Origin of the sequence: Knoellia subterranea KCTC 19937 (assembly GCF_000768685.1) — a bacterium.
Lineage (GTDB): Bacteria > Actinomycetota > Actinomycetes > Actinomycetales > Dermatophilaceae > Knoellia > Knoellia subterranea.
In genome coordinates this window covers 367,596-391,065 of sequence record NZ_AVPK01000001.1, presented here as the reverse complement: position 1 = coordinate 391,065, position 23,470 = coordinate 367,596, and the positions used below count along the sequence as shown (strand labels likewise).

Sequence of the window (23,470 nt, the reverse complement as noted above, 5' to 3'; positions counted from 1 at the left end):
CCCTGCAGCTCTGGGGGCACGCGACTGGGGCCGGGCACGGGACGGCAGGGAAGCCGTTGACGAACGGGTACACGCCGTTCATCCGGGGTTCCGGCGGTGCCACAGGACCGGAACCTATGCTCGACAGCGATCCTGACCCCGAGCCGTGAGGCCTGCCCGCGCGCATGATTCGCTTCGACAACGTCACCAAGGTCTATCCGAGGTCGACCCGCCCCGCGCTCAGTGACGTCAACGTCAACGTCGAGCGCGGCGAGTTCGTCTTCGTCGTCGGCCCCTCCGGTTCCGGCAAGTCCACGTTGCTCCGCCTGGCGCTCCGCGAGGAGAAGGCCACCTCGGGTTCGGTCCTCGTCGCCGGCCACGACCTGAGCACCCTGTCGGCGCGCAAGGTGCCGCGGTTCCGCCGGGGGATCGGAGCGGTCTTCCAGGACTTCCGGCTACTCCCCGGCAAGACCGTGGACCAGAACGTCGCGTTCGCCCTCCAGGTCATCGGCAAGCCCGCGTCCGCCATCCGGCAGCTCGTCCCCGAGACCCTCGAGATGGTGGGGCTCGAGGGCAAGGGCAAGCGCCTTCCGCACCAGCTGTCCGGTGGTGAGCAGCAGCGCGTCGCCATCGCTCGCGCCGTCGTCAACAAGCCGCAGATCCTCCTGTGCGACGAGCCCACGGGCAACCTCGACCCCAAGATCAGCCTCGACATCGTGCACCTGCTCGACCGCATCAACCGAGCGGGCACCACCGTGGTCATGGCGACGCACGATGCCGACACCGTCAATGACATGCGTCGTCGCGTCGTCCAGCTCGACGACGGAGTGGTCGTGCGAGATGAAGAGAACGCGACCTACCTGGCGCCGGAGGGGGACAAGTGAAGGTCGGATTCGTCGCCGGTGAGGTCTGGTCCGGCCTGCGCCGCAACCTCTCCATGGCCCTCTCCGTCATCCTCGTGACGATGGTGTCGATGTTCCTGCTGGGCATGGGCCTGCTGGCCCAGCGGCAGGCCGACACGATGAAGGGCTATTGGTACGACCGCATCCAGGTCTCGATCTATCTCTGCACGGAGAACTCGCTCCAGGCCAACTGCCAGGGGCGGGCCGCCACGGAGGCGCAGCAGGAGAGCATCGAGAACCAGCTCAAGGCCATGCCTGAGGTCAAGCAGGTCTTCCACGAGTCGGAGGCCGAGGCCTTCGAGCGGTTCAAGGAGCAGTTCCGCAACAGCCCCATCACCGGCAATGTCCAGCCGGGCGACATCCCGCAGAGCTTCCGGGTGCAACTCGCGGACCCGACGAAGTTCGCCGTGGTCACGAGTCAGTTCGAGCGAGCGCCGGGCGTCGCCAGCGTCCAGGACCAGGAGAAGGTCCTCAAACGCTTCTTCCAGATCATCAACTGGATCACCGCGTTCTCGGTCTTCCTCGCCGGCCTCATGGTCATCTGCGCCACCCTGCTCATGGCGACGACGATCCGGCAGGCCGCCTTCATCCGACGGCGTGAGATCGGCATCATGCGTCTCGTCGGCGCCTCGAACTGGACGATCAGGATGCCCTTCATCATCGAGATGCTCGTCGTCGCGATGCTGGGTGTGGGCCTCGCCGTTGGCATGCTCTGGCTCGGCCTCCGGCTGATCTTCAACCTCGGCTTCAACCGCGTCGTCCTCGACAAGGCGCTCATCGGTGCCAACGACGTCTGGGCGCTCACGCCGTGGCTCTTCGGTGGCGTCATCCTCATCGCGGTGCTGACCAGCCTGTTCACGCTGCGGCGCTACCTGCGCGTCTGAGTCGGCCCTGGTCCGGAGTTCCCCGACGTTGCCCAAAAGGCCACGCCGACGCCTCTGGATCGGGGACGATGGAGGATCGCAAAAGCAGATTCACCGGCGCGGAGGGTTCCCAACGGAGGTGACTCGTGTTACCAATGGTGATCATGTGGCGAACCCCTGCGCCCCGAAAAGCCTCCGTGCGCCGATCTGTCGGCCTCTCGGCGGCGCTGTTGTGCTCGCTCTCCCTCGTGGTGCCGGCGTCCTCAGCGCTCCAGGGTGCTGACCCGGATCCCAACCAGCAGAAGCGCAAGGTCGACGCACAGATCGACCAGCTCCGCGGGGACCTCGACGAGACCAACGCCGACCTCGCCAACGCCTACATCGCCCTCCGCACGACCCAGGCCAAGCTGCCCGGTGCGCAGGCCGCTCTCGAGCAGGCCCAGGGCGCCGCAGCGCGCGCCGAGACCGCCAACGCCATCGCCGCCCAGGAGCTCGAGGTCGCTCAGGCCAACGAGACCAAGGCCCAGGACGAGCTCGCCGCCACGACCCAGCAGATCCGCCAGAGCCGCGGCGAGGTGGCGCAGTTCGCGGCGCAGATCTATCAGGACCAGGGCTTCGGCGAGTTCGACATGGCGATGACGTCGACGTCGCCGCAGCAGTTCGCCGACCGCATCGCCCTCATCGGCACCGTGATGGATCTCCAGGGCCAGTCGATGGTCGCGCTCGCGACCGCGCGAGCCAGCCAGACGGCGCAGGAGGACCACCTCTCCGCCCTCCGGGTCGACTCCGAGAAGGCCAAGCGCAAGGCCGAGGCCTCGCTCGCCGCCGCCAACGCCGCCCGCGACAAGGCCACCGCGGCCAAGGCCGCGCTCGACCAGCTCGCGGCCCAGCAGACCACCCAGGCAGCCACGGTCAAGGCCCAGTCCGTCGCCGAGGCCGCCCGCCTCCAGCAGATGCAGGCCGAATCCAACCGGCTCGGCGCTGTCATCAAGGCCCGGGCCGCAGAGGCCCTGCGCAAGGCCAGGATCGCCGCCGCGGCCAACGCCCGCGCCAAGGCGGCAGCCAAGGCCCGCGCCGCACGCAACAAGCCGGGCGGCGGGTCCGGCGGCAGTTCCTCCTCGGGCGGCCCCCTCAGCCCGCCCACGACCCTGGGCTGGATCAGCTCCGAATACGGTATGCGGTTCCACCCGATCCAGCACGTCTGGCGCCTGCACAGCGGTCGCGACTACGCGGCACCGTGCGGCACCCCCGTCAAGGCCGCGGCCGACGGCGTCATCATCGAGTCCGGCTACAACAGTGGCTACGGCAACCGCGTCATCATCGACCACGGGGTCATCGGCGGGGTCGCGCTGACGACGACCTACAACCACATGCGCAGCATCCGGCTCCACTCCGGCCGGGTGAAGCGGGGCCAGGTCGTGGGTTACGAAGGCACCACGGGCAACTCCAACGGCCGCCACATCCACTTCGAGGTCTACGAGGACGGCAACTTCGTCGACCCGCGCAACTACCTCTGATCCACTTCTGATCGGACCGCTCCCTGAGCCGCCCTGATCGCGTGGTTCCCACGACGCGGGGTGGGTCGCAAAGGCAGGCGCGCGGACGGCATACGCTGCAGTAGCGTGTCGCACTGACTCGAGGAGGTGAGCGACGTGGCACAGAGCAACGGAAAGAAGAAGGCTGCCAAGCCGGATGATGGCCGCAAACTCGTCGCAAGCAACCGCAAGGCCCGGCACGACTACCTCATCGAGGACACGTTCGAGGCCGGCCTCGTCCTGATGGGGACCGAGGTCAAGGCGCTGCGCATGGGGCGCGCGAGCCTCGTTGACGGGTGGGCGAGCTTCACCGGCGACGAGCTGTGGCTCGAGGGCGTGCACATCCCCGAATACGTCTCGGGCACGTGGACCAACCACACGCCGCGCCGCCGCCGCAAGCTCCTGCTCCACCGCAAGGAGCTCACCAAGATCATGCAGGCGACCCGCGAGAGCGGCCACACGATCGTCCCGCTCCAGCTGTACTTCAAGGACGGGCGCGCCAAGGTCGAGATCGCGGTGGCCAAGGGCAAGAAGGAGTACGACAAGCGCCACGCGTTGCGTGAGCGTCAGGATCGTCGGGAGACCGAGCGCGCGCTCGGCGCCTACAGGGGGTAGTTCGTGAGCGGTCGGCTGCGGTTCTGGTTGTTGGGCGTGGTCGCCCTCCTCTGCATCGGTGCGCCGGCCGGAGCCGCGCTCGCGGCTCCCAGCGTCGCGCGACCGGTCTCGTTGGCCGGCTTCGTCCCGATGGACGACGACGCCGCGTCGTTCAACGTCCTGTATGCCGTCCAGCCCGACGGATCGATGAACGTCACCCAGCGCATCCGCTGGGATTTCCCGTCGGGCGAGGAGCGTCACGGGATCTATCGCACGATCCAGGTGCGGGCGGGCTACCAGAACTCGACGACGCAGTACCGCCACTACGAGCTGTCCAACGTCAAGGTCACGTCGCCCACCGGTGCCCCGACCGACGTCGACATCTCCGACTTCGGCGCCTACGAGCAGGTGCGCATCGGCAACGCCGACGAAACCGTGTCGGGTGTGCAGGAGTACGTCCTCAGTTACACCCTCGCCAACGTCATCAACGACATCGGTGACGGCACCGCAGAGCTCTACTACAACCACATCGACCCGTCGAACGACTACGCCTATCACCAGGTCACGGCCGACGTCACCGGTCCGGTGGCAGCGACCCAGGTGGCCTGCTACTACGGCGCGCTCCACGAGGACACCAAGTGCACCGGCGTGGCGGGGGCGACCTCGAAGTTCACCATTCCCGACATCAACCCGGGGCAGGGCGCGACCATCGTCGTCTCGTGGCCGCGGGAGGCGTTCGGCGACCTCACCCCGGACCTGCGGGACAGTGGCTCCGACGGCAGCTACGGCGGCGGCTACGACCCCGGCCCCTCGTTGTCCGACGCCCAGCAGAAGTACCTCGGCAGCGCCCTCGTCGGCGGAGGCGTGCTCATCCCCTTGCTCGCAGGCGGCCTCATGGGCTTCCTCGTCTGGACCCGCGGGCGCGACGAGGTCTATGCCGGGCTCACCCCCGGACTCACCCCGGGTGCGGGGGAGACGGCGCCCATCGTGAGGGGCAAGGCTCCGACCGTCGCGGTCCAGTTCAACCCGCCGCCTGGGGTCCAGCCCGGCATGGTCGGCACGATCATCGACGAGCGGGCCGACGTCGTCGACGTCACCGCGACCCTCATCGACCTCGCCGTCCGCGGCCACCTCACCATCACCAACGAGGAGCGCGGACGCTTCCGCAGCGACGACTGGATCCTGCGCCGCGCCACGCCGCCGGCCAACGGCCCGACCCTGACGATGTACGAAGCGGAGCTGCTCGGAGGCGTCTTCAAGAACGCCGACGAAGTCCGGCTCTCGTCCCTCAAGAACACGTTCGCCTCGACCCTGCGGACGGTCCAGGGGCTCATGTATTCGGAAGCGGTCCGTCGTCACTGGTTCCGTCGCTCGCCCGACGCGCAGCGCTCCGCGTGGACCGGACTGGGGATTGTGCTCATCGTCCTCGGCGTGGTCGCGCTCTTCTTCCTGTCGACGTCACTCGGTGCACTCGGCGGCGGCCGTCTCGTGGGCACGGGTTGGGTCTTCGGCGTCGGCCTCATCATCGGCGGACTGATCGTGCAGGCCCTCGGTCGACGCATGGCCTCGCGCACCGCCGAGGGAAGCGCGATCTTCGCCCAGGCCAGGGGTTTCGAGCAGTACATCGCCACGGCCGAGGCCAACCAGATCAAGTGGGAAGAGGCGCAGGACATCTTCTCGAAGTTCCTGCCCTACGCCATCGTCTTCGGATTGGCCGACCGCTGGGCCAAGGTCTTCGAGGACGTCGCGACTGCTGCAGCGGCGGCCGGGCACGTCATCGCCGCGCCGACCTGGTACATGGGACCCATGACCGGCTGGAACTTTGGCCACGTCGCCTCGAGCATGGACTCGTTCTCCACCCAGGCCGCGGGCACGTTCGTGTCGACGCCCGGGTCGTCGGGTTCGTCCGGGCTCGGCGGAGGTGGGTTCTCTGGCGGTGGCGGGTTCTCCGGTGGTGGTGGCGGAGGCGGTGGTGGCGGCTCCTGGTAGCCGCTCCCGCTCGCGGGCTCTCTCGCTCCCGCGTTCGCCGCTCGCGGCGCGCTCCCCGGATGGCGCGTCGTGCGCGCTCAGTTGCTCCTTCGTCGCAAACGCACGCACGACGACCATCCGGCTCGCGCTCACGGCCGTACGTGCGCACGACGACCATCCGGACTCGCGCTCACTGCCGCGGCTGCACGCGCGCTCGCGCGGATGGCGCGTCGTGCGCGCTCAGTTGCTCCTTCGTCGCAAACGCACGCACGACGACCATCCGGACTCGCGCTGGGCTCCGGGCGGGCCGGGGGACATGCATTGGTCTGGGCGGGTGTGCGGCCGGACATGCAATGGCTGGCCTCGGTGTGCCAATCCCCGCACGGTTGGGCGGGTCGGTCGGCTCGGGCGAGCGGTATTGCATGTCTGGCGGTACGGGCGGGGACGGCAGGGCGGTGTGGGTCAGGGTTTGAGGACGAGGAGGAGGTCTCCGCCTTCGACTTGTTGGTGGCCGCGGATGGCGAGGCGGTCGACCGTGCCGGCGACGGGGGCGGTGATGTTGGCCTCCATCTTCATGGCCTCGATCGTCGCGACGACCGCACCGGCCTCCACCGCGTCACCCTCGGCGACGACGGGGGTGACGACGCCGGCGAAGGGTGCGGGGACGTGGTTGGAGTTGCCCGGCTCGGCCTTCTCGGCTGCCTTGTCGTCGACCTGAACGGAGGTGTCGCGCACCGTGATCGGACGGAACTGGCCGTTCAGGGTGCACATGACGGTGCGCATCCCCTTGGCGTCGGCATCGCCGATGGAGGAGATGCCGAGGAGGAGCCGCTTGCCCGCCTCGATCTCGACTTCGTACTCACGGTCCGGCGCGAGGCCGTGCAGGAACTCCACCGTGCCCAGGACCGATAGGTCGCCATAGGCCTCGCGCGACGAACGGAAGTCCTTCGTCGGCCCGGGAAAGAGCAATTCGTTGAGGGTCTCGCGCGGTGTGTGGTCGAGGGCCTGCTCCTGCTCCGGTGTGAGTTCGGTGATGCGGGGGCCACGGCCGCGACCCTGCAGAGCCTTCGTCCGGAAGGGCTCGGGCCAGCCGCCGGGCGGGTCGCCCAGCTCGCCCTCGAGGAAGCCGATGACCGAGTCGGGGATGTCGTACTTGGTGGGGTTCTCCTCGAAGTCGTCCGGGTCGGCACCCGCTCCGACGAGAGCGAGCGCGAGGTCGCCGACGACCTTGCTGCTCGGGGTCACCTTGACGAGGTTTCCGAGGATGCGGTTGGCCGCGGCATACATGTCCTCGATGTCCTCGAACCGGTCGCCGAGGCCCAACGCGATGGCCTGCTGGCGGAGGTTCGACAGTTGCCCACCGGGGATCTCGTGGAAGTAGACCCGGCCCGTGGGGGAGGGCAGGCCCGACTCGAAGGGGGCATAGAGCTGGCGCACCGCCTCCCAATAGGGCTCAAGGGCGAAGACGTTGTCGATGTCGAGCCCGGTCTCGCGCTCGGTTCCGTCGGTGGCGGCGACGAGGGCCGAGAGCGACGGCTGGCTCGTCGTCCCCGCCATGGCCGCGGACGCGGCATCGACGGCGTCGACCCCGGCGTCGATGGCGGCGAGCAGCGTCCCGATCTGTCCACCGGCGGTGTCGTGGGTGTGCAGGTGCACCGGCAGGTCGAAACGCTCGCGCAGCGCCGTCACCAGTGTGCGGGCGGCCGGCGCGCGCAGCAGACCGGCCATGTCCTTGATGGCCAGCACGTGTGCGCCGGTGTCGACGATCTCTTCGGCCAGGCGGAGGTAGTAGTCGAGCGTGTAGAGCTTCTCGCCCGGGTCGCTGAGGTTGCCGGTGTAGCAGAGCGCGACCTCGGCGACCGCGGTGTCGGTGGCGAGGACCGCCTCCACGGCAGGCCGCATCTGGCTCACGTCGTTGAGTGAGTCGAAGATGCGGAAGATGTCGAGGCCGCTGCGGGCGGCCTCCTGGACGAAGACGTCGGTGACCTTCGTCGGATACGGCGTGTAGCCCACGGTGTTGCGGCCGCGCAGGAGCATTTGCAGCGGCACGTTGGGCATCGCCTCCCGCAGCAGCGAGAGCCGCTCCCAGGGGTCCTCGCTCAGGAAGCGCAGCCCCACGTCATAGGTCGCTCCGCCCCACGCCTCCATGGACAGCAGTTCCGGAGTGAGTCGTGAGACGTGACCGGCCACGTGGAGCAGGTCGCGGGTGCGCATGCGGGTCGCCAGAAGGGACTGGTGGGCGTCGCGGAACGTCGTGTCCGTGACGGCCACCCCGGTGCGCTCACGCAGTTGGCGCGCGAACTCCGCCGGGCCGACACGCTGCAGCAGGTCGCGGGACCCCGGAGGCAGGGGCGCATCCAGGTCGAGCGCCGGGAGCTTGGCTCGCGGCCGGACGGTGGTGCGAGCGGGCCCGTGGGGTTGGTTGACCGTGAGGTCGGCGAGATAGGTCAGGAGCTTGGTGCCGCGGTCGGCAGGAGTGCGTGCCGTGAGCAGTTCGGGACGCTCGTCGATGAACGAGGTCGTCGCCTCGCCGGCCTGGAACACGGGGTCGGCCAGCACGCCCTCGAGGAACCGGATGTTCGTGGACACACCGCGAATTCGGAACTCCGCCAACGCTCTACGCGCCCGACGAACCGCCATGGGGAACGAGCGGCCACGGCACGTGAGCTTGACGAGCATCGAGTCGAAGTGGGCCGAGACGCGCGCGCCGACGAAGACCGTTCCACCGTCGAGGCGCACCCCGCCGCCGCCCGCCGAGCGATAGACGGTGATCGTTCCGGCATCGGGGCGGAAGCCGTTCGCCGGGTCCTCGGTCGTGATCCGGCACTGCAGCGCGGCACCGCGCAGCACGATGTCGGACTGGCGCAGGTCGAGGTCCTCGAACGTCTCACCCGACGCGATCCGCATCTGCGAGACGACGAGGTCGACGTCCGTGACCTCCTCGGTGACGGTGTGTTCGACCTGGATGCGCGGGTTCATCTCGATGAAGACGTAACGCCCGTCCTTGCCGAGCAGGAACTCGACCGTTCCGGCGTTGACGTACCCGATCTCGCGCGCGAAGCGCACCGCATCGGCGCACATCTGCTCGCGCAGCTCGGGGGAGAGGTTGGGGGCGGGGGCGATCTCGACGACCTTCTGGTGTCGGCGCTGCACAGAGCAGTCCCGTTCGAAGAGGTGCAGCACTCCGTCCTCGCCATCGCTCCCGTCGCTGAGCACCTGCACCTCGATGTGCCGCGGGTCGACCACAGCCTCCTCGATGTAGAGCGTGGGGTCGCCGAAGGCTGCGTCGGCCTCGCGCTGCGCCGCCTCCAGCGCCTCGCGCAACCCGTCCGGGGACTCGACCCGGCGCATGCCCCGACCACCGCCACCGGACACCGCCTTGACGAAGACGGGGAAGCCGATCTCAGCGGCCGCAGCCTCGAGAGCGTCGAGGTCCGTGCCCGCCTCCGAGCCGCGCAGCGTCGGGAGCCCCGCAGCCCGAGCCGCCGCGATGGCCTTGGCCTTGTTGCCGGTGAGGTGCAGGACCTCAGCCGGCGGGCCGATGAAGGTGATCCCGTGGGCCGCACACTCCTCGGCCAACAAGGGGTTCTCGGACAGGAAGCCATACCCCGGATAGACCGCGTCGGCGCCGCACTCGACGGCCACGCGCACGATCGCTTCGTGGTCGAGGTAGGCCCGGACGGGGTGGCCCTCCTCGCCGATCTGGTACGACTCGTCGGCCTTGAGCCGGTGTTCGGAGTTGCGGTCCTCGTAGGGGAAGACCGCGACCGTCTTGGCCCCGAGCTCGGTGGCGGCGCGGAACGCCCGAACGGCGATCTCGCCTCGGTTGGCGACGAGGACCTTGCGGAACACGGGAACCTCCGGGGGTGTGTGGCGGGTCACAGCGATCCTAGTGAAGGCCCACGAAGTGAGACGCGATGCTCAGATTCCGGACGCCGTTCGCTCGCTCGCCGCGCGCGATTCACCTCGCCTTGGCAGGCTGACAGACATGCCACGTATGCCGTTCGCCCGCCTTCTCGCCCTCCTCAGCGCGCTGCTGTGCACAACGTTCGTCGTGGCCGGTGCTCCGTCGGCCACCGCCGCCGCCGTGCCATCTCACCCCTCCGTCCAGCCCTTGGAGCGGGCCCATGCACACAACGACTACGAGCACGACCGGCCGCTCCTCGACGCGCTCGACCACGGGTTCACGTCTGCCGAGGCGGATGTGTGGCTCGTCGACGGCGAGCTCTATCTCGGCCACGACGGCCCGGACCTGGACCGAACGCTGCGAGCCGAGTACCTCGAGCCGCTGGCTCAGCGCTTCCGTGAGAACGGTGGCTCGATCCACCGTGGTTGGCGGGCCGACTTCCGCCTCCTCATCGACGTCAAGAGTGAGGGAACCGCAGCCTGGCCGGTCATCGAAAGGCAGCTCACGGCATACCCACAGCTGTTCAGCGTCTATCGCAACGGACGCGCGCACGAGCGCGCGGTGACCGCCGTCATCTCGGGCAACCGTGATCTGGCCGCGATGCAGGCCGCGACGACTCGGTTCTCCTTCTACGACGGGCGCATGTCCGACCTCGGCGGTCCGCTCGACACGAGCCTCGTCCCGCTCATCAGCGACAACTGGACGAAGTTCTTCACGTGGCAGGGCATCGGACCGATGCCGGAGGCCGAGCGCGCCCGGCTCCAGCAGATCGTCGCGACGGCGCACGCCAACGGTCAGCAGGTCCGGTTCTGGGCCACTCCCGACCTTGCACTCCCGAACCGCGAGGCCCTGTGGCGTGAACTCGTCGCCGCCGACGTCGACGTCCTCAACACCGATGACCTCGCGGGTCTCCAGGACTTCCTCCTCGCCGAGGATCCGGCCGAGGGCGGGCCGCGGCCTGACACAAGGCCCGACAATCTGGAACCGATCGGGTTCACCGGATTGGCAGACGCCCCCTCGAGCCAGTTCTACGCTGATTAGTTGGGACCTCGGTCCCGGGGTCCCTCCGCAGAGGGCAAGGGGGCAGCACCATGGGAACCATCAACGAGCCATCTGGCTCCACTCGTGAGGTCGCGCAGGGCACCGACACTCACGCATCCACCACCACCGAGCGCAGGACGGCCGACCGGCGCTCCCTCATCCGCAACGCCACGCTCGCCGCAGGGGGCGTCGTGGCCGCGAACGTCGCGCTCGCCCGACCGGCAGCAGCCAACGACCCCAACGACATCACGCTGAGCTCGAGCAAGACCACCGCCGGGCTCACGGGTGCCACCACGACGCATGTCGGTGCGGGAGCGGCCTTCATGTTCCAGACCGGAAACGTCTGGTCGCCGGGGAGCTCGGCCTACGGCTGCGCTGTCGCGGGCTGGGCGAACCTGCCCTCGAAGCCCCACGGCGTCTACGGCTGGACCGGCCAGCCCGGATACGCGGTCATCGGCTACGGCAACGCCAGCACCTCGACCGGTGCGATGTTCCACGGCGGGCGAGCGAACGTCTTCCTGCAGCCGTCCGGCGCGTCTCCGGCCTCCAGGTCCGACGCACACAGCACCGGTGAGTTCATCGAGGACTCGGCCGGCAACCTGTGGGTCTGTGTCGGCTCCGGTTCGCCCGGACGGTGGCGCAAGCTCGCCGGACCGGCCACGGCCGGGGCATACCACGCCCTCACGCCGGGTCGGGCCTACGATTCACGGCTCGCCGTGCCCGGACCCCAGGGCCCGATCGGCCCGGGTGCCAACCGCACGATCTCGGTCGCGCACAGCCGCAACCCCTCCACCGGTGCTGTTGTCACGAGCAACTTCGTGCCGGCGGGGGCGACCGCGGTGTTCATCAACTTCACCATCGTCTCCACGGCCGGAGGGGGATACCTCACCGTGAACCCGGGTGGCACGACCTCGATCGGCGCCTCGGCGATCAACTGGAACTCCACCGGGCAGGTCGTCGCCAATGGTCTCGCCGTGGCGCTCAACGCCTCGCGGCAGCTGACCATCGTCAATGGCAGCGGTGGCCGGGCGCACTTCATCGTCGACGTCATGGGCTACTACCTCTGACGGACTGACCACGTACCCGGACGGGGCGGCGCATCCAGGCCGCCCCGTCCGGGCACCTCCGCTCGGGTCGTGGACCTCAGCGGAAGCGGGGGTCGTTGCGGGCCGCCGTGCTGACCTTCAGGTCGAGGGCGTCGGCGACGTCCCCGAACTGGACGTAGGAGAAGTTCGTCGCGTCCCGCTCGGGGTCCACGCCTGAACCCGTCTCGGGCTCGTCGTGGCTGACGAGCAGGCCCTGCCGGTACTCGCCGACGGGGCGGTTCGTCACGGCCAGGCCGTCGGACCCGTTGACGTCATCGACGCCGCCCGTGCCGGCGATCCGGAACGACCCGAGAGGTGCGTGATTCCCGCGACGGTCGTACACGGCATACGTGTCGTCTCCCTGACTCGACACGATGACGTAGCCCGTTGAGCCGGCCCCGTAATAGAGGTCGACTCCCTCGACGTCAGCAGTGAGCAGGGATCCGCCGAAACCCCTGTCCTGAGGGTCGATCGGCTCGCACTCCTCGGTCTCGGCGTTCCACGCATCGTGGATGCCGAAGTCGGTCGTGCGGTCGATGAGGCGCGACGTGGCAGGCGTGTGCTTCATCAGCGGAAGCGGCACCGACCAGAGACCCACGTCCTCCTGCGCCGCGAACAGCGTGCCCGTCCGCTGGTCGACCGTGAGTCCCTCGAACTGCGGTCCGACGCCGGGCTCCTCGCACGGCGCCCACGTCGTGCCGTCTGGCAGCGCGAACGATCCCGGCATCGTCGTTGTCACGACGTCGGTGTAGCCGATGAGCCCGTCCTGCTCGACGAGTCGGACCGTTCCGAGACGGGTCGTCCCCTCCTGGGTGACCGCGACGAATGTGCCGCCCTTCATCGGCTGCCAGACAGCCACGCCGTATGCCGTGTGCTCCTCGTCGACCGCCTCGCGGTCGGGGTTGAAGAGGAACGCCTGCTCGGGAGCGGTCACCTCAAGCAGCGGCGTTCCTGCCGCCGCACCCGCCGGGTCGATGACGAAGAAGCGCAGCTGGTCGTTGTAGCGATCCGACACCACGGCCACGTCGACGGTGCGTCCACCGAGACGGAAGCCGTAGGCGATGTCGACATTGTTGTAGCGACCGTCCACCCCGTCCGCGCGAGGTGCCGCACTGGCCGCGACGGACTGGAGCTCGCGCGACGCGAGGTCGTAGACGCGCAGTCCGCCCTCCTTGGCGGTGACGATGACGAGGGAGTTCGTGGAGTCGGCGGGGTCGACCCAGATCGCGGGGTCGTCGCCGGAGGCGTTCCCGCCTTCCTCGTCGTCGTGGAGCACCGGGGTCTCGTTGTCCGTCGTGACGACGACGGGCGCCACGGCGTCGGCGTGGGGCGATGCGGCCTGAGCCGTCGAGGTGAGTGCCGGGCCGCTGAGAGCGAGGACGAGTGCGGCGCCGAGCAGCGCTGGGGTGCGGTATCGGGTCATGCCGCGCAGGATCTCGACCCGGCGCGTCAGCAGTGAGTCAGGGGCACTACGTCGGCGTGAACGCCGCGTGACGAGTATGCGACGGATGCCTCAGGCGGACGCGGCGTCGTCGAGGATGTCGGGGGCGTTGTCCGTGACCCACACCATGAGCGGGGTGAGGAGGGCGGCGAGTTCCCGTCCGCGCGGCGTCAGCGAGTACTCCACGTGCGGCGGCACGACGGGCTTGGCGTCGCGCAGGACGAAGCCGTCGGCGACGAGGATCCGCAGCGTCTGGGCGAGCATCTTCTCGCTCACGCCCTCTGCCCGTCGCCGGAGTTCGCTCCACCGGCGCGGCTCGCCATCGCCGAGCGAGAGCAGGACGAGGAGGCCCCACTTGCTCATGACGTGGTCGAGCACGACCCGACTCGGGCATCCCGCCTCGAACACCGCGTCGGGGAAGCGCTCGCGGAGCGGGTCACTCACCTTCATGTAGGTACCTTACTTCAAAGTGGGTACTAACCGATGGGAAGTATGCCGTCCGCTCGCCCGTTGTCCGATGCGTCAGCACTTCTTCGACGCACCGCGAAAGGCACTTTCCCATGACCACGATCCTCGTCACCGGCGCCACCGGACAGCTCGGCCGCCTCACCATCGACGCCCTCCTCGAGCGCGGCGTGGCTCCGGCCAACGTCGTCGCCCTCGTCCGTGACCGCGCCAAGGCGACCGACCTCGAGACCCGGGGCATCACGGTGCGCGTGGGCGACTTCGAGGACCCGGCGAGCCTGGACGCGGCACTTGCCGGCGTCGACCGCGTCGTCTTCATCTCCGGCAGCGAGGTCGGCCGCCGGGCCACGCAGCACCAGAACGTCGTCGACGCCGCGAAGCGCGCGAGCGTCGAGCTCGTCGCCTACACGAGCATCGTCCGCGCCGACTCCTCGCCCCTCGGCCTCGCCGTGGAGCACCGCGCCACCGAGGAGGCCCTCGCCGCAGCGGGTGTCCCCACCGTCCTCCTGCGCAACTCCTGGTACATCGAGAACTACACCGGCCAGCTCGCGACCCAGCTCGAGCACGGTGCCGTCCTCGGGGCGGCGGGGGAGGGCCGCGTCAGCGCCGCCACCCGCGCCGACTTCGCCGAGGCCGCGGCCGCCGTCGTGACGGAGGACGGCCACGCCGGACGCACCTACGAGCTCGGTGGTGACACGGCGTTCACGCTCGGTGAGTACGCCGCCGAGGTGTCAGCCCAGTCCGGCACGGAGGTCGCCTACCGCGACCTGTCCGTCGACGACTACCGGACGGCGCTCGTGGGTGCAGGCCTGCCCGAGGGCTACGCCGAAGCGCTCGCGAGCAGCGACGATGGCCTGAAGCAGGGCGCCCTCCTCGTCGAGACCGGGGACCTGTCGCGCCTCATCGGTCGCCCGACGACGCCGCTCGCCGACGCCGTCCGCGCCGCCGTCTGAGCCACTGCCTCAACCACGGCCAGGGCTCGGTGTGGCCGTCCCGGAAATGATTCGGGGCGGCCACACGTTGGCAGGTACAGTGCCTGTCACAACTCAACAGCGTGGGATGGACCCCCTCACGGGGGTGATCGGTTTCGACATTGGTCGGCGGATCAAGGGAAGCGGGTCGAGGATGCACGGTCATCTCGTCAACGCTCCGTGCAAACCAATAGGTGCCAACTCCAAGCGCACCGACTTCGCCCTCGCCGCCTGAGCGAGCCCGAAGTCCGTTGGCCTGAGCATGATCTCGGCTCAGTAACCAGCGTCATCTAGAGATCTTGCTGCAACGTCATGTCACGGGACGGTGCGGGACTCTTACGTGACTGGGCCTGTCAGGGAACGTGCTCGTGCGAGCCCTGGGGCCGAGAAAATCCATAGCGAGCTGCACCCGGAGAAGCCTTGGTTTCCCGTCAGTGGACGCGGGTTCGATTCCCGCCACCTCCACCACCGTGGCCATCCCGCGACAACGACACCCGGTCGGCGAGCCTCGCTCGTCGCGCCGGGTGTTCTTGTGTTCGGTGTGTGACGATCGCGTATGCCGTCCGCAGACTTCCAGCGCCCCGCACCTCGCGAGGACGAACGGATCGGAACCCGCGACCTGGCCGAATGGCGAACTGCTGCAGGGCGATTCGTCGCCGGCTGGCTCGTTCGGGTTGCCGAGGTTCTGGGTCGTCTCTTCCGGTGGGCGGCTGCCAACGTCGGCCTTGTCCTGACCGCGGTCGTCGGGCTCGTGGTCATAGGCGTCCTGACGACCGTGTCGGGCGAGGTGTACGAGGACGTCGTCGACCAGGACGGCATCGCCGCGCTCGACCAACCGGTCCTCGACGCGGCTGTCCGCCTGAGGACGCCCGACTCGGCGCGCTGGGCCACCGACTTCACCGACCTCGGTGGCACGGTCGGCATGCCCGTCATCGCCGTCGTGGCCGCTGTCGGTCTGGCGCTGGCATGGCGTCGGTGGATGCCGGTCGTGCTCATGGCGATCGCCGCAGCGGGGTCGCTGCTCCTCACCGTGACGGGCAAGGACCTGACCGGCCGTGCCCGGCCGCCGCAGTCCCTGGCGGTGCCGCCCTACGAGTCGTCTGCGAGCTTCCCCTCGGGGCACACGCTGAACGCGACCGTGGTTCTCGGGCTCACGGCATACCTGCTCGTCATCTGGTTACCACGCAAGCGGTGGCGCACGGTCGTCATCGGAGCGCTCGGGACGTTCATCGTCGCGATGGGACTGTCGCGGGTCTTCCTCGGCCACCACTGGCTCACGGATGTCGTCGCGGGCTGGGCCATCGGGCTCGGCTGGCTCGCGACGGTCATCACCGGTCACCGCGTCATGCTCACGCTGGACCGGCGGCACCCTCCGGATCCGCAGGACGCGTGACGCCCGCGATGTCGAGCGCCCAGGCGTCGCCATCGCGGTGGAACCCGAGGCGCTCGTAATAGGCGCCGACCATGCCGTCGGGTGTGCGGATCGTGCGCCACCCATGACCGGCGAACAGCCCGCTGTGCCGCCAGACGAACTCGCCCGGCGTGAAGTCGCGGTAGCGCTCGGTCACGTAGTCGAGCTCGACCTGACCGACGCCCTCGCCGGCATCCCGCACAACAACGACACCCACTGTCTCGTGGCCGTGCAGGACGAGATAGGCGAAGCGCTCGGCCGACTCGGTGACGCCAACAAAGCCCGGGTTGAACTTCGCGATGTCGCTGCGCTGCACCTCGACGAAGTGCTGGAAGTAGGCGTCGTCCTCCTCGACCTCGATGACGGCGAAGGCGGTCTCGTCGTTCTTCTCGCGCAGCATCCTGGCGATGAACCACAGGTTGATGGCGGCGAGGACGATGTTCATCGCGACCATGGGCCACACGCCGAGGAGGGCGTTGAAGACGGTGAGGATCACGCAGGCGACCGTGTTGAGGACGCGCAGTCGCAGGATCCGTGCCTGCAGGAGCGAGAAGACGAGGAGCGCCGACCCGAACCAGCCGAGCGCGTCGAGCCAGCTCACGTGAGCTCCCAGCGAACGGTCACCGTCGTGGTGATCGCCTGAGTGCCGCCCTCGATGGGCATCGAGCCGGCGAAGTCGGCCGAGCGCGCCATCATCGGGCGCGGCCGGAAGCCGTCGTCGCCGCCCTCTCGGATGTGGATCACCTTGCCCAATGTGGCGCCGGCGAGGTCCGCGAACTGCGCCGCCCGCGTGCGGGCGTCCTCGAACGCGGCCGTGCGGGCCGCCGCGACCGACTCGGCCGTCTGGTCAGCGCCCATCTCGATCCCGTCGACGGCGAGCGCGTCGCCGGCGGATCCGGCGAGGGCCTGGAGCAGGTCACCGACGCGATCGGCTTCCCGGATCGTCAGTCGCAACGCCTGGTATGCCGTGTAGCCAACGACCTTGGTGCCCTCGCGATCGTGCCGGGGGTGGATTCCCACGTCCTCGGTCCGGCGGTCACGGGGCTCCACGCCGTGATCGCTCGCGGCCTGGAGGGCGGCCCGGGTGCGGGCCGACGCGTCGGCGAGGGCGCTGGCGACGTCGTTGGCCTCGCACTGGACCCGGGCCCGGACGATGACGAGATCGGGGACGACGTGGTGTGCGCCGTGGCCGGTCACTTCGACGTGGTCGCTCATGCAGCAACTGTAGGTGCGGCCCGTGGCTGCGGTGCCCCATCGGAAGGACCGGGTCCTCGATGAACACAATGTGACCGAACTCATGGGTAGGAGGTTGAATCGTCCCCATGGCCGCCCTTCCCTCAGCTGCGAACTCCGTCACCGTCCGACTCATCGTTCCCGCCCGTGCCACCGCCGTCAGTGAGCTGACCGGCGTCGTCGAGCAGGCGGGGGGAGTGGTGACCGGTCTCGACGTCACGGCGTCGGGTCACGAGCAGGTGCGCGTCGACGTCACCCTCATGACCCGCGACCCCGGTCACGCCGACGAGATCGTCGACAAGATGCGTGGCATCGAAGGCGTCGAGATCGGCAAGGTCTCGGACCGCACGTTCCTCATGCACCTCGGCGGCAAGCTGCGCATCGAGTCCAAGGTGCCGATCCGCAACCGCGACGACCTCTCACTCATCTACACCCCGGGTGTGGCGCGAGTGTGCATGGCCATCGCGGAGAACCCGGAGGACGCCCGCCGCCTGACGATCAAGCGCAACACCGTGGCCGTGGTGACCGACGGCACGGCGGTGCTCGGCCTCGGCGACATCGGCCCGCTCGCGGCCATGCCCGTGATGGAGGGCAAGGCGGCGCTGTTCAAGCGGTTCGCCGACATCGACGCGTTCCCGATCTGCCTCGACACGACCGACACCGAGGAGATCATCACGGCGGTCAAGGCCATCTCGCCCGTCTTCGCCGGCATCAACCTCGAGGACATCTCGGCGCCGCGCTGCTTCGAGATCGAGGCGCGGTTGCGCGAGGAACTCGACATCCCCGTCTTCCACGACGACCAGCACGGCACCGCCATCGTCGCCCTGGCGGCGATGCGCAATGCGCTCGCGGTCGTCGGCAAGCGGCTCGAGGACGTCCGGCTCGTCATGAGCGGGGCAGGTGCCGCGGGCACCGCCATCCTCAAGCTCCTGCTGCACGCGGGTGCCCGCAACGTCGTCGTGGCCGACATGTACGGCGTGATCCACAAGGACCGTGACGACGTGTCGTGCGGCGACTACCCCAACCAGACCTGGATCGCCGAGCACACCAATGCCGAGGGTGTGACCGGAACCCTCGCCGAGGCGCTCGCCGGTGCCGACGTCTTCCTCGGCGTCTCGGCGCCCAACATCCTCACCGGCGACGACATCGCGACGATGGCCGACGACGCGGTGGTCTTCGCCATGGCCAACCCCACCCCCGAGGTTGACCCCGACGAGGCCGCGAAGCACGCCACCGTGGTCGCCACCGGACGTTCCGACTTCGCCAACCAGATCAACAACGTGCTGGTCTTCCCCGGCGTCTTCCGAGGTCTGCTCGACTCGGGCTCGCACGTGCTCACCCCGGACGTTCTCCTCGCCGCCGCCGACGCCCTGGCCGGCGTCGTGAAGGAGGATGAGCGCAACGCGACCTACATCATCCCGAGCGTCTTCCACCCCGACGTCGCCGAGGTCGTCGCGGCTGCCGTCGCCAAGGCTGCGGGTGCGGCAAAGGGGTCTGCGACGAGCACTGATGCAGGGGCCGAGACCGACATGGTGGGCGCGCAGGACGCCAGCGCGTGAGTGAAACCGCTCGTCGGGGTCGGTCCTTGCTGCCCGCAGCAGTGGCCCTCGTCGTCCAGTTCGTCCTGCTCTATGCGCCGTCCAGCGGTGGCGCCCCGCCGTTCCCGCACTTCGACAAGCTCGTGCATGCCGCGATCTTCGCGCTGCCCGTGTTCTTCGCGGCCGCTGCGAGGCTGCCGTTCGTTCCCGTTGTAGCCCTCGCGGCGGCACACGCACCGCTGAGCGAGGTCATCCAGGGAACGTTGCTGCCGCAGCGTTCGGGAGATCCGCGAGACGTCATCGCCGACCTCGTCGGGGTGGCGCTCGGGGTCATCGCCGCGCAGCGCGTCCTCCGCGTCCGCGAATCCAACTCCGCGGTCGACACCACCTGAGGCTTCGCTGGGTTGTGGGCGGTTGCGTGGTCAAGGACACACTCGATCGCTGCTAGAATTGACCCTTGCGCCACGTCCGGCGCCGCGCTCCAGCCCGACTGAATCTCGTTGACACAGCTGTCGTCGTGAAGGGCCGTTGACGCCCACACCATCGACTCGGATCGAGTGATTCAGCATGCCCAAGAAGCCCGCATCCTCCGGCAAGAAGAAGCCGCGTTGGACCGCCTCCCAGAAGTCCGCAGCCCAGAAGTCGGCTGCCCAGGCCAAGGGACCCAAGAAGCACCACCGCGGACAGCCCGACGGGCCGGCCCGCACGAAGGCTCCGCGCTCCGAGCGCAGCCCCCGCTGGAACAGCGAGGACCGCGCGGCACGCAGTGAGCGCACCGGCCGCCCGGAACGTCGCGACTCCCGCGACGCCGAGCGCACCGGCTACCAGCGTCGTGACGACCGTTCGGACAACCGCGGTGGTTACCAGCGTCGCGATGAGCGTGGCGAGTCGCGTGGTTTCGAGCGTCGTGAGGACCGTGGTGGTTACCAGCGTCGGGACGACCGTTCGGACAACCGCGGTGGCTACCAGCGTCGTGACGACCGGTCGGACAACCGCGGTGGCTACCAGCGTCGCGATGACCGCGGTGAGTCGCGTGGTTTCGAGCGTCGTGAGGACCGTGGTGGTTACCAGCGTCGGGACGACCGTTCGGACAACCGCGGTGGCTACCAGCGTCGTGACGACCGGTCGGACAACCGCGGTGGCTACCAGCGTCGCGATGACCGCGGTGAGTCGCGTGGTTTCGAGCGTCGTGAGGACCGTGGTGGTTACCAGCGTCGTGACGACCGTTCGGACAACCGCGGTGGCTACCAGCGCCGCGATGACCGCTCGGACAACCGCGGTGGCTACCAGCGTCGTGACGACCGCGGCGAGTCGCGCGGCTTCCAGCGCCGGGACGACCGCGGTGAGCGGCCGGCACACGGGCAGCGTCGTGACGACCGGGGGAGCCGCCCCACCTATGGTGAGCGCCGCGATGGCCGCGCGGCGTTCCGTCGTGACGACGACCGGCCGGCCCGTCGGGTCGCTGACCCGGTGCGTCGCGACCGGCACGAGGGGCGTCACTTCGACGAGCGCCGTTTCGACCTGCCCGAGCAGCCGCGCACCTTCGAGGAGGCCGAGGCCGAGCGTGCCGAGGCGGATACCTGGGTGAAGTACGAGTCGAAGGCCAAGGGCGGCCCGGCCTCCGTCACCGCCGACAACGGCTTCGCCGCGCTGGGCCTCGATGAGCGCCTCGTCGAGCGCCTCGCCCGTGACGGCATCACCGAGCCGTTCCCGATCCAGGCCGCGACCATCCCGGATGCCCTGGCCGGACGCGACGTTCTCGGTCGTGGCCAGACGGGCTCGGGCAAGACGCTCGCGTTCGGTCTGCCGACGATCACCCGCCTCGCCGACGGCACGAAGCCGTCGAGCAAGCGCCCCCGCGCCCTCATCCTCGTGCCCACGCGTGAACTGGCGATGCAGGTGAGCGACGCCCTCGAGCCGCTCGTCCACGTCAGCAGCCTGCGGCACAAGCTCGTCGCGGGAGGCCTGTCCTACGAGCCGCAGATCAAGGCGCTCGCCAAGGGCATCGACATCCTCGTCGCGACTCCGGGCCGACTGGCCGATCTCCACGAGCGCGGCGCCGTCGAGTTCGACGACGTGCAGGTGACGATCCTCGACGAGGCCGACCACATGGCCGAGATGGGATTCATGGCCGAGGTGACCGACATCCTCGACCGCATCCCGACCGGCGGCCAGCGGCTGCTCTTCTCGGCGACGCTCGACCGCGGCATCGACCAGCTCGTCGAGCGCTACCTCACCGACCCGGTGACCCACTCGACCGAGGACGCGCAGGCCAGCGTCTCGACGATGAGCCACCACATCATGCTCATCGACCCGAACTACAAGAAGCAGCTCACGGCCGAGCTTGCCGCGCGCGACGGGCGCACCGTCGTCTTCGTCCGCACGCAGCTCGGGGCCGACCGCGTGGCGCGCGAACTCCGTGAGCGCGGAGTCCTGGCCGCCGCGATCCACGGCGGGCTCTCGCAGAACCTGCGCAACCGGGCACTCGGCGCGTTCCGCGACGGCTCGCTGCCCGTCCTCGTCGCGACCGATGTCGCCGCCCGCGGCATCCACGTCGACGACATCGGTCTCGTGCTCCAGGCCGACCCGCCGGCCGACCACAAGGACTACCTCCACCGCGCCGGTCGCACGGCGCGCGCCGGCGAGCGCGGCACCGTCGTCACCTTCGCCCTCCCGCACCAGAAGCGGACCATGGAGCGCCTTGCCGACGCAGCAGGCCTCGACGTCGAGCCGGTCCGGGTTCGCCCCGGTGACGAGCACGTCGCCGCGGCCGGAGGTCGCACGCCGTCGGGCGTGCCGGTCCCCGACGAGCAGTGGAAGCCCCTGCTCGAGGCCAAGCAGCAGCAGCGTGGTCGCCGTCCCGGTGGGGCGCCGCGCCGCTTCCAGGGAGCCTCGCGCGGGCACCAGGGCGGTGGCCGCGGTGGCTTCCGTGGTGGTGAGCGACGCGGTCAGGGTGGACGTGCAGAATGGAAGCGTGACCGCTGATTGCGTGACGGGGCGACTCCTCGTCTCCACCCCGCAGCTCGACGACGGGGTGTTCCACCGCAGCGTGATCCTCATGCTCCAGCACGACGACAACGGCGCGCAGGGAGTGGTTCTCAACAAACCGCTCGGCGCTGACGTCGACTCCGTCCTGCCCGGGTGGGGTGAGCACATCTCGGCACCGCAGACCCTCTTCCAGGGTGGGCCCGTCCAGCTCGACTCGGCGCTGGGACTGATCACGGTGCCCGGTGACGACGACCCGCCTCCGGGGAGTCAGCGTCTCTTCGGCTCGGTCGCGATCCTCGACCTCGACACCCCACCGCTGCTCGTCATGCCGGAGGCCGGCGGCCTCCGCATCTTTGCCGGGTATGCCGGGTGGTCCAGTGGACAGCTCGAGGGCGAGATCCGTCGTGGGTCGTGGTTCGTCGTCGACTCCGAGGCCGCGGACCTGCTCACGTCCGATCCGGATGCCCTCTGGGAGCAGGTGCTCCGTCGGCAGACCAACGAGCTGGCCTTCGTCGCCTACTACCCGTCGGATCCTGAACTCAACTGATCGCGGTGCGGCGTCGGGCCGTCGTAGTCTGGACGATGTGAGTGACCCGATGCTGCCGCCCAGTGACCCCAACGCTCCCCAGCCCGAGCCTGCGGGTCCGTCGACGCGAACGGCCGTCCTCGAGCGCGAGGAGACCGTCCCCGAGGTCCAGGAGCCGGGTGACCACGAGCGTTTCTCGCACTATGTGCGCAAGGAGAAGATCCTCGAGTCGGCGCTGTCCGGCGAGCCCGTGACGGCGCTGTGCGGCAAGGTCTGGATCCCGGGCCGCGACCCGCAGAAGTTCCCGGTGTGCCCCACGTGCAAGGAGATCTACGAGTCAATGAGGCAGGCGGGGGGCGACGGTGATGACGGGTGAGTGACCCTCTGCGCACTCTGGGGGGAATCGCATTTCTTGATGAGACCCTGCGAGGCGCGCTCGCCACCACTCTTTCCCGCGATCCCCAAGCATGGCCTCTCGTCTACCAAGGGCTCGTGGCCAGCGTCCCCGTCGGCGTTCGGATCAAGCTTTTGGGGAACGTCATGTCGTTGCACGGCGAGGACCCGGCCCCCCTCCTCCGAGAACTCCGGGAACTCTTCGCGATTCGCAACGTATACGCACACACGATTTGGATGTGGATTGCGCCGGATCGTGCACGTTGGGATGGGGTACGCGAGACGGGTGTGAAGATTGGCCACGTTGCTGTTACAGAACAGGAACTCGATGACATCGACGTTCGCATCGAGGCTGCACGAAAGGCGATTGATGCCTTCGTGGAGTCAGTGCGACCCGGCTTCAGTGTGGAGATGGACAACGACTTCGACAAGGCCATGACGAGTTATGGCTCTGCTACGGAGGCCGACCGGCAGCGGCTTGCCACTTCTCAGCAGGAAATGGCGAAATCCATTGCCGACGAGATTGTCCGTCTGCTCGCACAGGGACCGGACGTCCGGGATGAAACGTCGGAACAGGGGGCATGACCCCTTGGGATTGTCGGCTGCACCGTCGTGTAAGGACGACTCTCG

General features: G+C 69.1%; 20 protein-coding genes and 1 other RNA gene. 16 read left to right on the top strand and 5 right to left on the bottom strand.

All coding sequences use genetic code 11. From position 1 onward, the window contains the following. Positions 1-164: 164 nt before the first annotated feature. The 5 genes from ftsE to N803_RS01815 all read left to right on the top strand — a co-directional run bounded on the left by ftsE (position 165) and on the right by N803_RS01815 (position 5,862). Positions 165-863: a cell division ATP-binding protein FtsE gene (gene ftsE, locus N803_RS01835; RefSeq protein ID WP_035902102.1), complete on the top strand. Its 699-nt coding sequence runs from the start codon at positions 165-167 to the stop codon at positions 861-863. Beyond that, positions 860-1,765 carry a permease-like cell division protein FtsX gene (ftsX, locus tag N803_RS01830; protein ID WP_035902100.1) on the top strand — a complete coding sequence of 302 codons (906 nt, stop codon included), beginning with the start codon at positions 860-862 and terminating at the stop codon, positions 1,763-1,765. Before ftsE ends, ftsX begins: the two co-directional genes overlap by 4 nt. Before the next feature lie 176 nt (positions 1,766-1,941). Next, positions 1,942-3,261: a M23 family metallopeptidase gene (locus tag N803_RS01825; RefSeq protein WP_035902097.1), complete on the top strand. Its 1,320-nt coding sequence runs from the start codon at positions 1,942-1,944 to the stop codon at positions 3,259-3,261. 135 nt (positions 3,262-3,396) lie between these two features. After that, positions 3,397-3,894, top strand: coding sequence for an SsrA-binding protein SmpB (smpB, locus tag N803_RS01820; RefSeq protein ID WP_035902648.1), 498 nt, complete (start codon positions 3,397-3,399; stop codon positions 3,892-3,894). Positions 3,895-3,897: 3 nt separating this feature from the next. Then, positions 3,898-5,862 (top strand): DUF2207 domain-containing protein, encoded by a 1,965-nt coding sequence (locus tag N803_RS01815; protein WP_245616946.1) that lies wholly within the window; start codon positions 3,898-3,900, stop codon positions 5,860-5,862. Between the two features lie 441 nt (positions 5,863-6,303). On the opposite strand, the gene N803_RS01810 is transcribed toward N803_RS01815, so the two are convergent. Beyond that, positions 6,304-9,693, bottom strand: a complete 3,390-nt coding sequence (locus tag N803_RS01810; RefSeq protein WP_035902093.1) for a pyruvate carboxylase — start codon at positions 9,691-9,693, stop codon at positions 6,304-6,306. Between the two features lie 136 nt (positions 9,694-9,829). Here N803_RS01810 and N803_RS01805 point away from each other — a divergent pair, with 136 nt between their 5' ends. Both N803_RS01805 and N803_RS17265 read left to right on the top strand, forming a co-directional pair. After that, a complete protein-coding gene (locus N803_RS01805) occupies positions 9,830-10,789 on the top strand; it encodes a phosphatidylinositol-specific phospholipase C/glycerophosphodiester phosphodiesterase family protein (protein WP_245616944.1) in 960 nt (319 codons plus the stop codon). 50 nt (positions 10,790-10,839) lie between these two features. After that, positions 10,840-11,856, top strand: coding sequence for a hypothetical protein (locus N803_RS17265; RefSeq protein WP_052111604.1), 1,017 nt, complete (start codon positions 10,840-10,842; stop codon positions 11,854-11,856). 76 nt (positions 11,857-11,932) lie between these two features. Here the strand turns inward: N803_RS17265 and N803_RS01795 are convergent, their stop codons facing one another. Both N803_RS01795 and N803_RS01790 read right to left on the bottom strand, forming a co-directional pair. Further along, the gene (locus N803_RS01795; RefSeq protein ID WP_035902087.1) at positions 11,933-13,297 is read right to left on the bottom strand and encodes a phytase; all 1,365 of its coding nucleotides are present in this window, start codon (positions 13,295-13,297) and stop codon (positions 11,933-11,935) included. 90 nt (positions 13,298-13,387) lie between these two features. After that, positions 13,388-13,765 carry a winged helix-turn-helix transcriptional regulator gene (locus N803_RS01790; protein WP_035902084.1) on the bottom strand — a complete coding sequence of 126 codons (378 nt, stop codon included), beginning with the start codon at positions 13,763-13,765 and terminating at the stop codon, positions 13,388-13,390. A gap of 110 nt (positions 13,766-13,875) precedes the next feature. Here N803_RS01790 and N803_RS01785 point away from each other — a divergent pair, with 110 nt between their 5' ends. The 3 genes from N803_RS01785 to N803_RS01780 all read left to right on the top strand — a co-directional run bounded on the left by N803_RS01785 (position 13,876) and on the right by N803_RS01780 (position 16,144). Continuing rightward, positions 13,876-14,733: an SDR family oxidoreductase gene (locus N803_RS01785; protein ID WP_035902082.1), complete on the top strand. Its 858-nt coding sequence runs from the start codon at positions 13,876-13,878 to the stop codon at positions 14,731-14,733. Positions 14,734-14,853: 120 nt separating this feature from the next. Next, positions 14,854-15,219: a transfer-messenger RNA gene (gene ssrA, locus N803_RS17815) on the top strand. An 88-nt stretch (positions 15,220-15,307) separates the two neighbouring features. Continuing rightward, positions 15,308-16,144, top strand: coding sequence for a phosphatase PAP2 family protein (locus N803_RS01780; protein ID WP_035902080.1), 837 nt, complete (start codon positions 15,308-15,310; stop codon positions 16,142-16,144). Here the strand turns inward: N803_RS01780 and N803_RS01775 are convergent. Continuing rightward, positions 16,101-16,763, bottom strand: a complete 663-nt coding sequence (locus N803_RS01775; RefSeq protein WP_035902078.1) for a YgjV family protein — start codon at positions 16,761-16,763, stop codon at positions 16,101-16,103. The genes N803_RS01780 and N803_RS01775 overlap by 44 nt on opposite strands. Further along, positions 16,760-17,377: an SIMPL domain-containing protein gene (locus N803_RS01770; protein WP_035902076.1), complete on the bottom strand. Its 618-nt coding sequence runs from the start codon at positions 17,375-17,377 to the stop codon at positions 16,760-16,762. Before N803_RS01770 ends, N803_RS01775 begins: the two co-directional genes overlap by 4 nt. Positions 17,378-17,484: 107 nt before the next feature. Here N803_RS01770 and N803_RS01765 point away from each other — a divergent pair, with 107 nt between their 5' ends. The 6 genes from N803_RS01765 to N803_RS01740 all read left to right on the top strand — a co-directional run bounded on the left by N803_RS01765 (position 17,485) and on the right by N803_RS01740 (position 23,425). Further along, entirely contained in the window at positions 17,485-18,954 is a 1,470-nt protein-coding gene (locus N803_RS01765) for an NAD-dependent malic enzyme (protein ID WP_052111602.1), read from the top strand. After that, positions 18,951-19,325 (top strand): VanZ family protein, encoded by a 375-nt coding sequence (locus N803_RS01760; protein WP_084763911.1) that lies wholly within the window; start codon positions 18,951-18,953, stop codon positions 19,323-19,325. The genes N803_RS01765 and N803_RS01760 overlap by 4 nt, the downstream gene beginning before the upstream one ends. A gap of 175 nt (positions 19,326-19,500) precedes the next feature. Further along, on the top strand, positions 19,501-21,918 hold the full coding sequence (locus tag N803_RS01755) for a DEAD/DEAH box helicase (protein WP_035902075.1): 2,418 nt from the start codon (positions 19,501-19,503) through the stop codon (positions 21,916-21,918). Further along, positions 21,908-22,468, top strand: a complete 561-nt coding sequence (locus tag N803_RS01750; RefSeq protein WP_035902074.1) for a YqgE/AlgH family protein — start codon at positions 21,908-21,910, stop codon at positions 22,466-22,468. The genes N803_RS01755 and N803_RS01750 overlap by 11 nt, the downstream gene beginning before the upstream one ends. 49 nt (positions 22,469-22,517) lie before the next feature. Then, complete coding sequence (locus tag N803_RS01745) at positions 22,518-22,823, top strand: DUF3039 domain-containing protein (protein WP_035902073.1); 306 nt, start codon at positions 22,518-22,520, stop codon at positions 22,821-22,823. A 116-nt stretch (positions 22,824-22,939) separates the two neighbouring features. Then, positions 22,940-23,425 (top strand): hypothetical protein, encoded by a 486-nt coding sequence (locus tag N803_RS01740; protein WP_156969614.1) that lies wholly within the window; start codon positions 22,940-22,942, stop codon positions 23,423-23,425. The last annotated feature ends 45 nt before the right edge of the window (positions 23,426-23,470 follow it).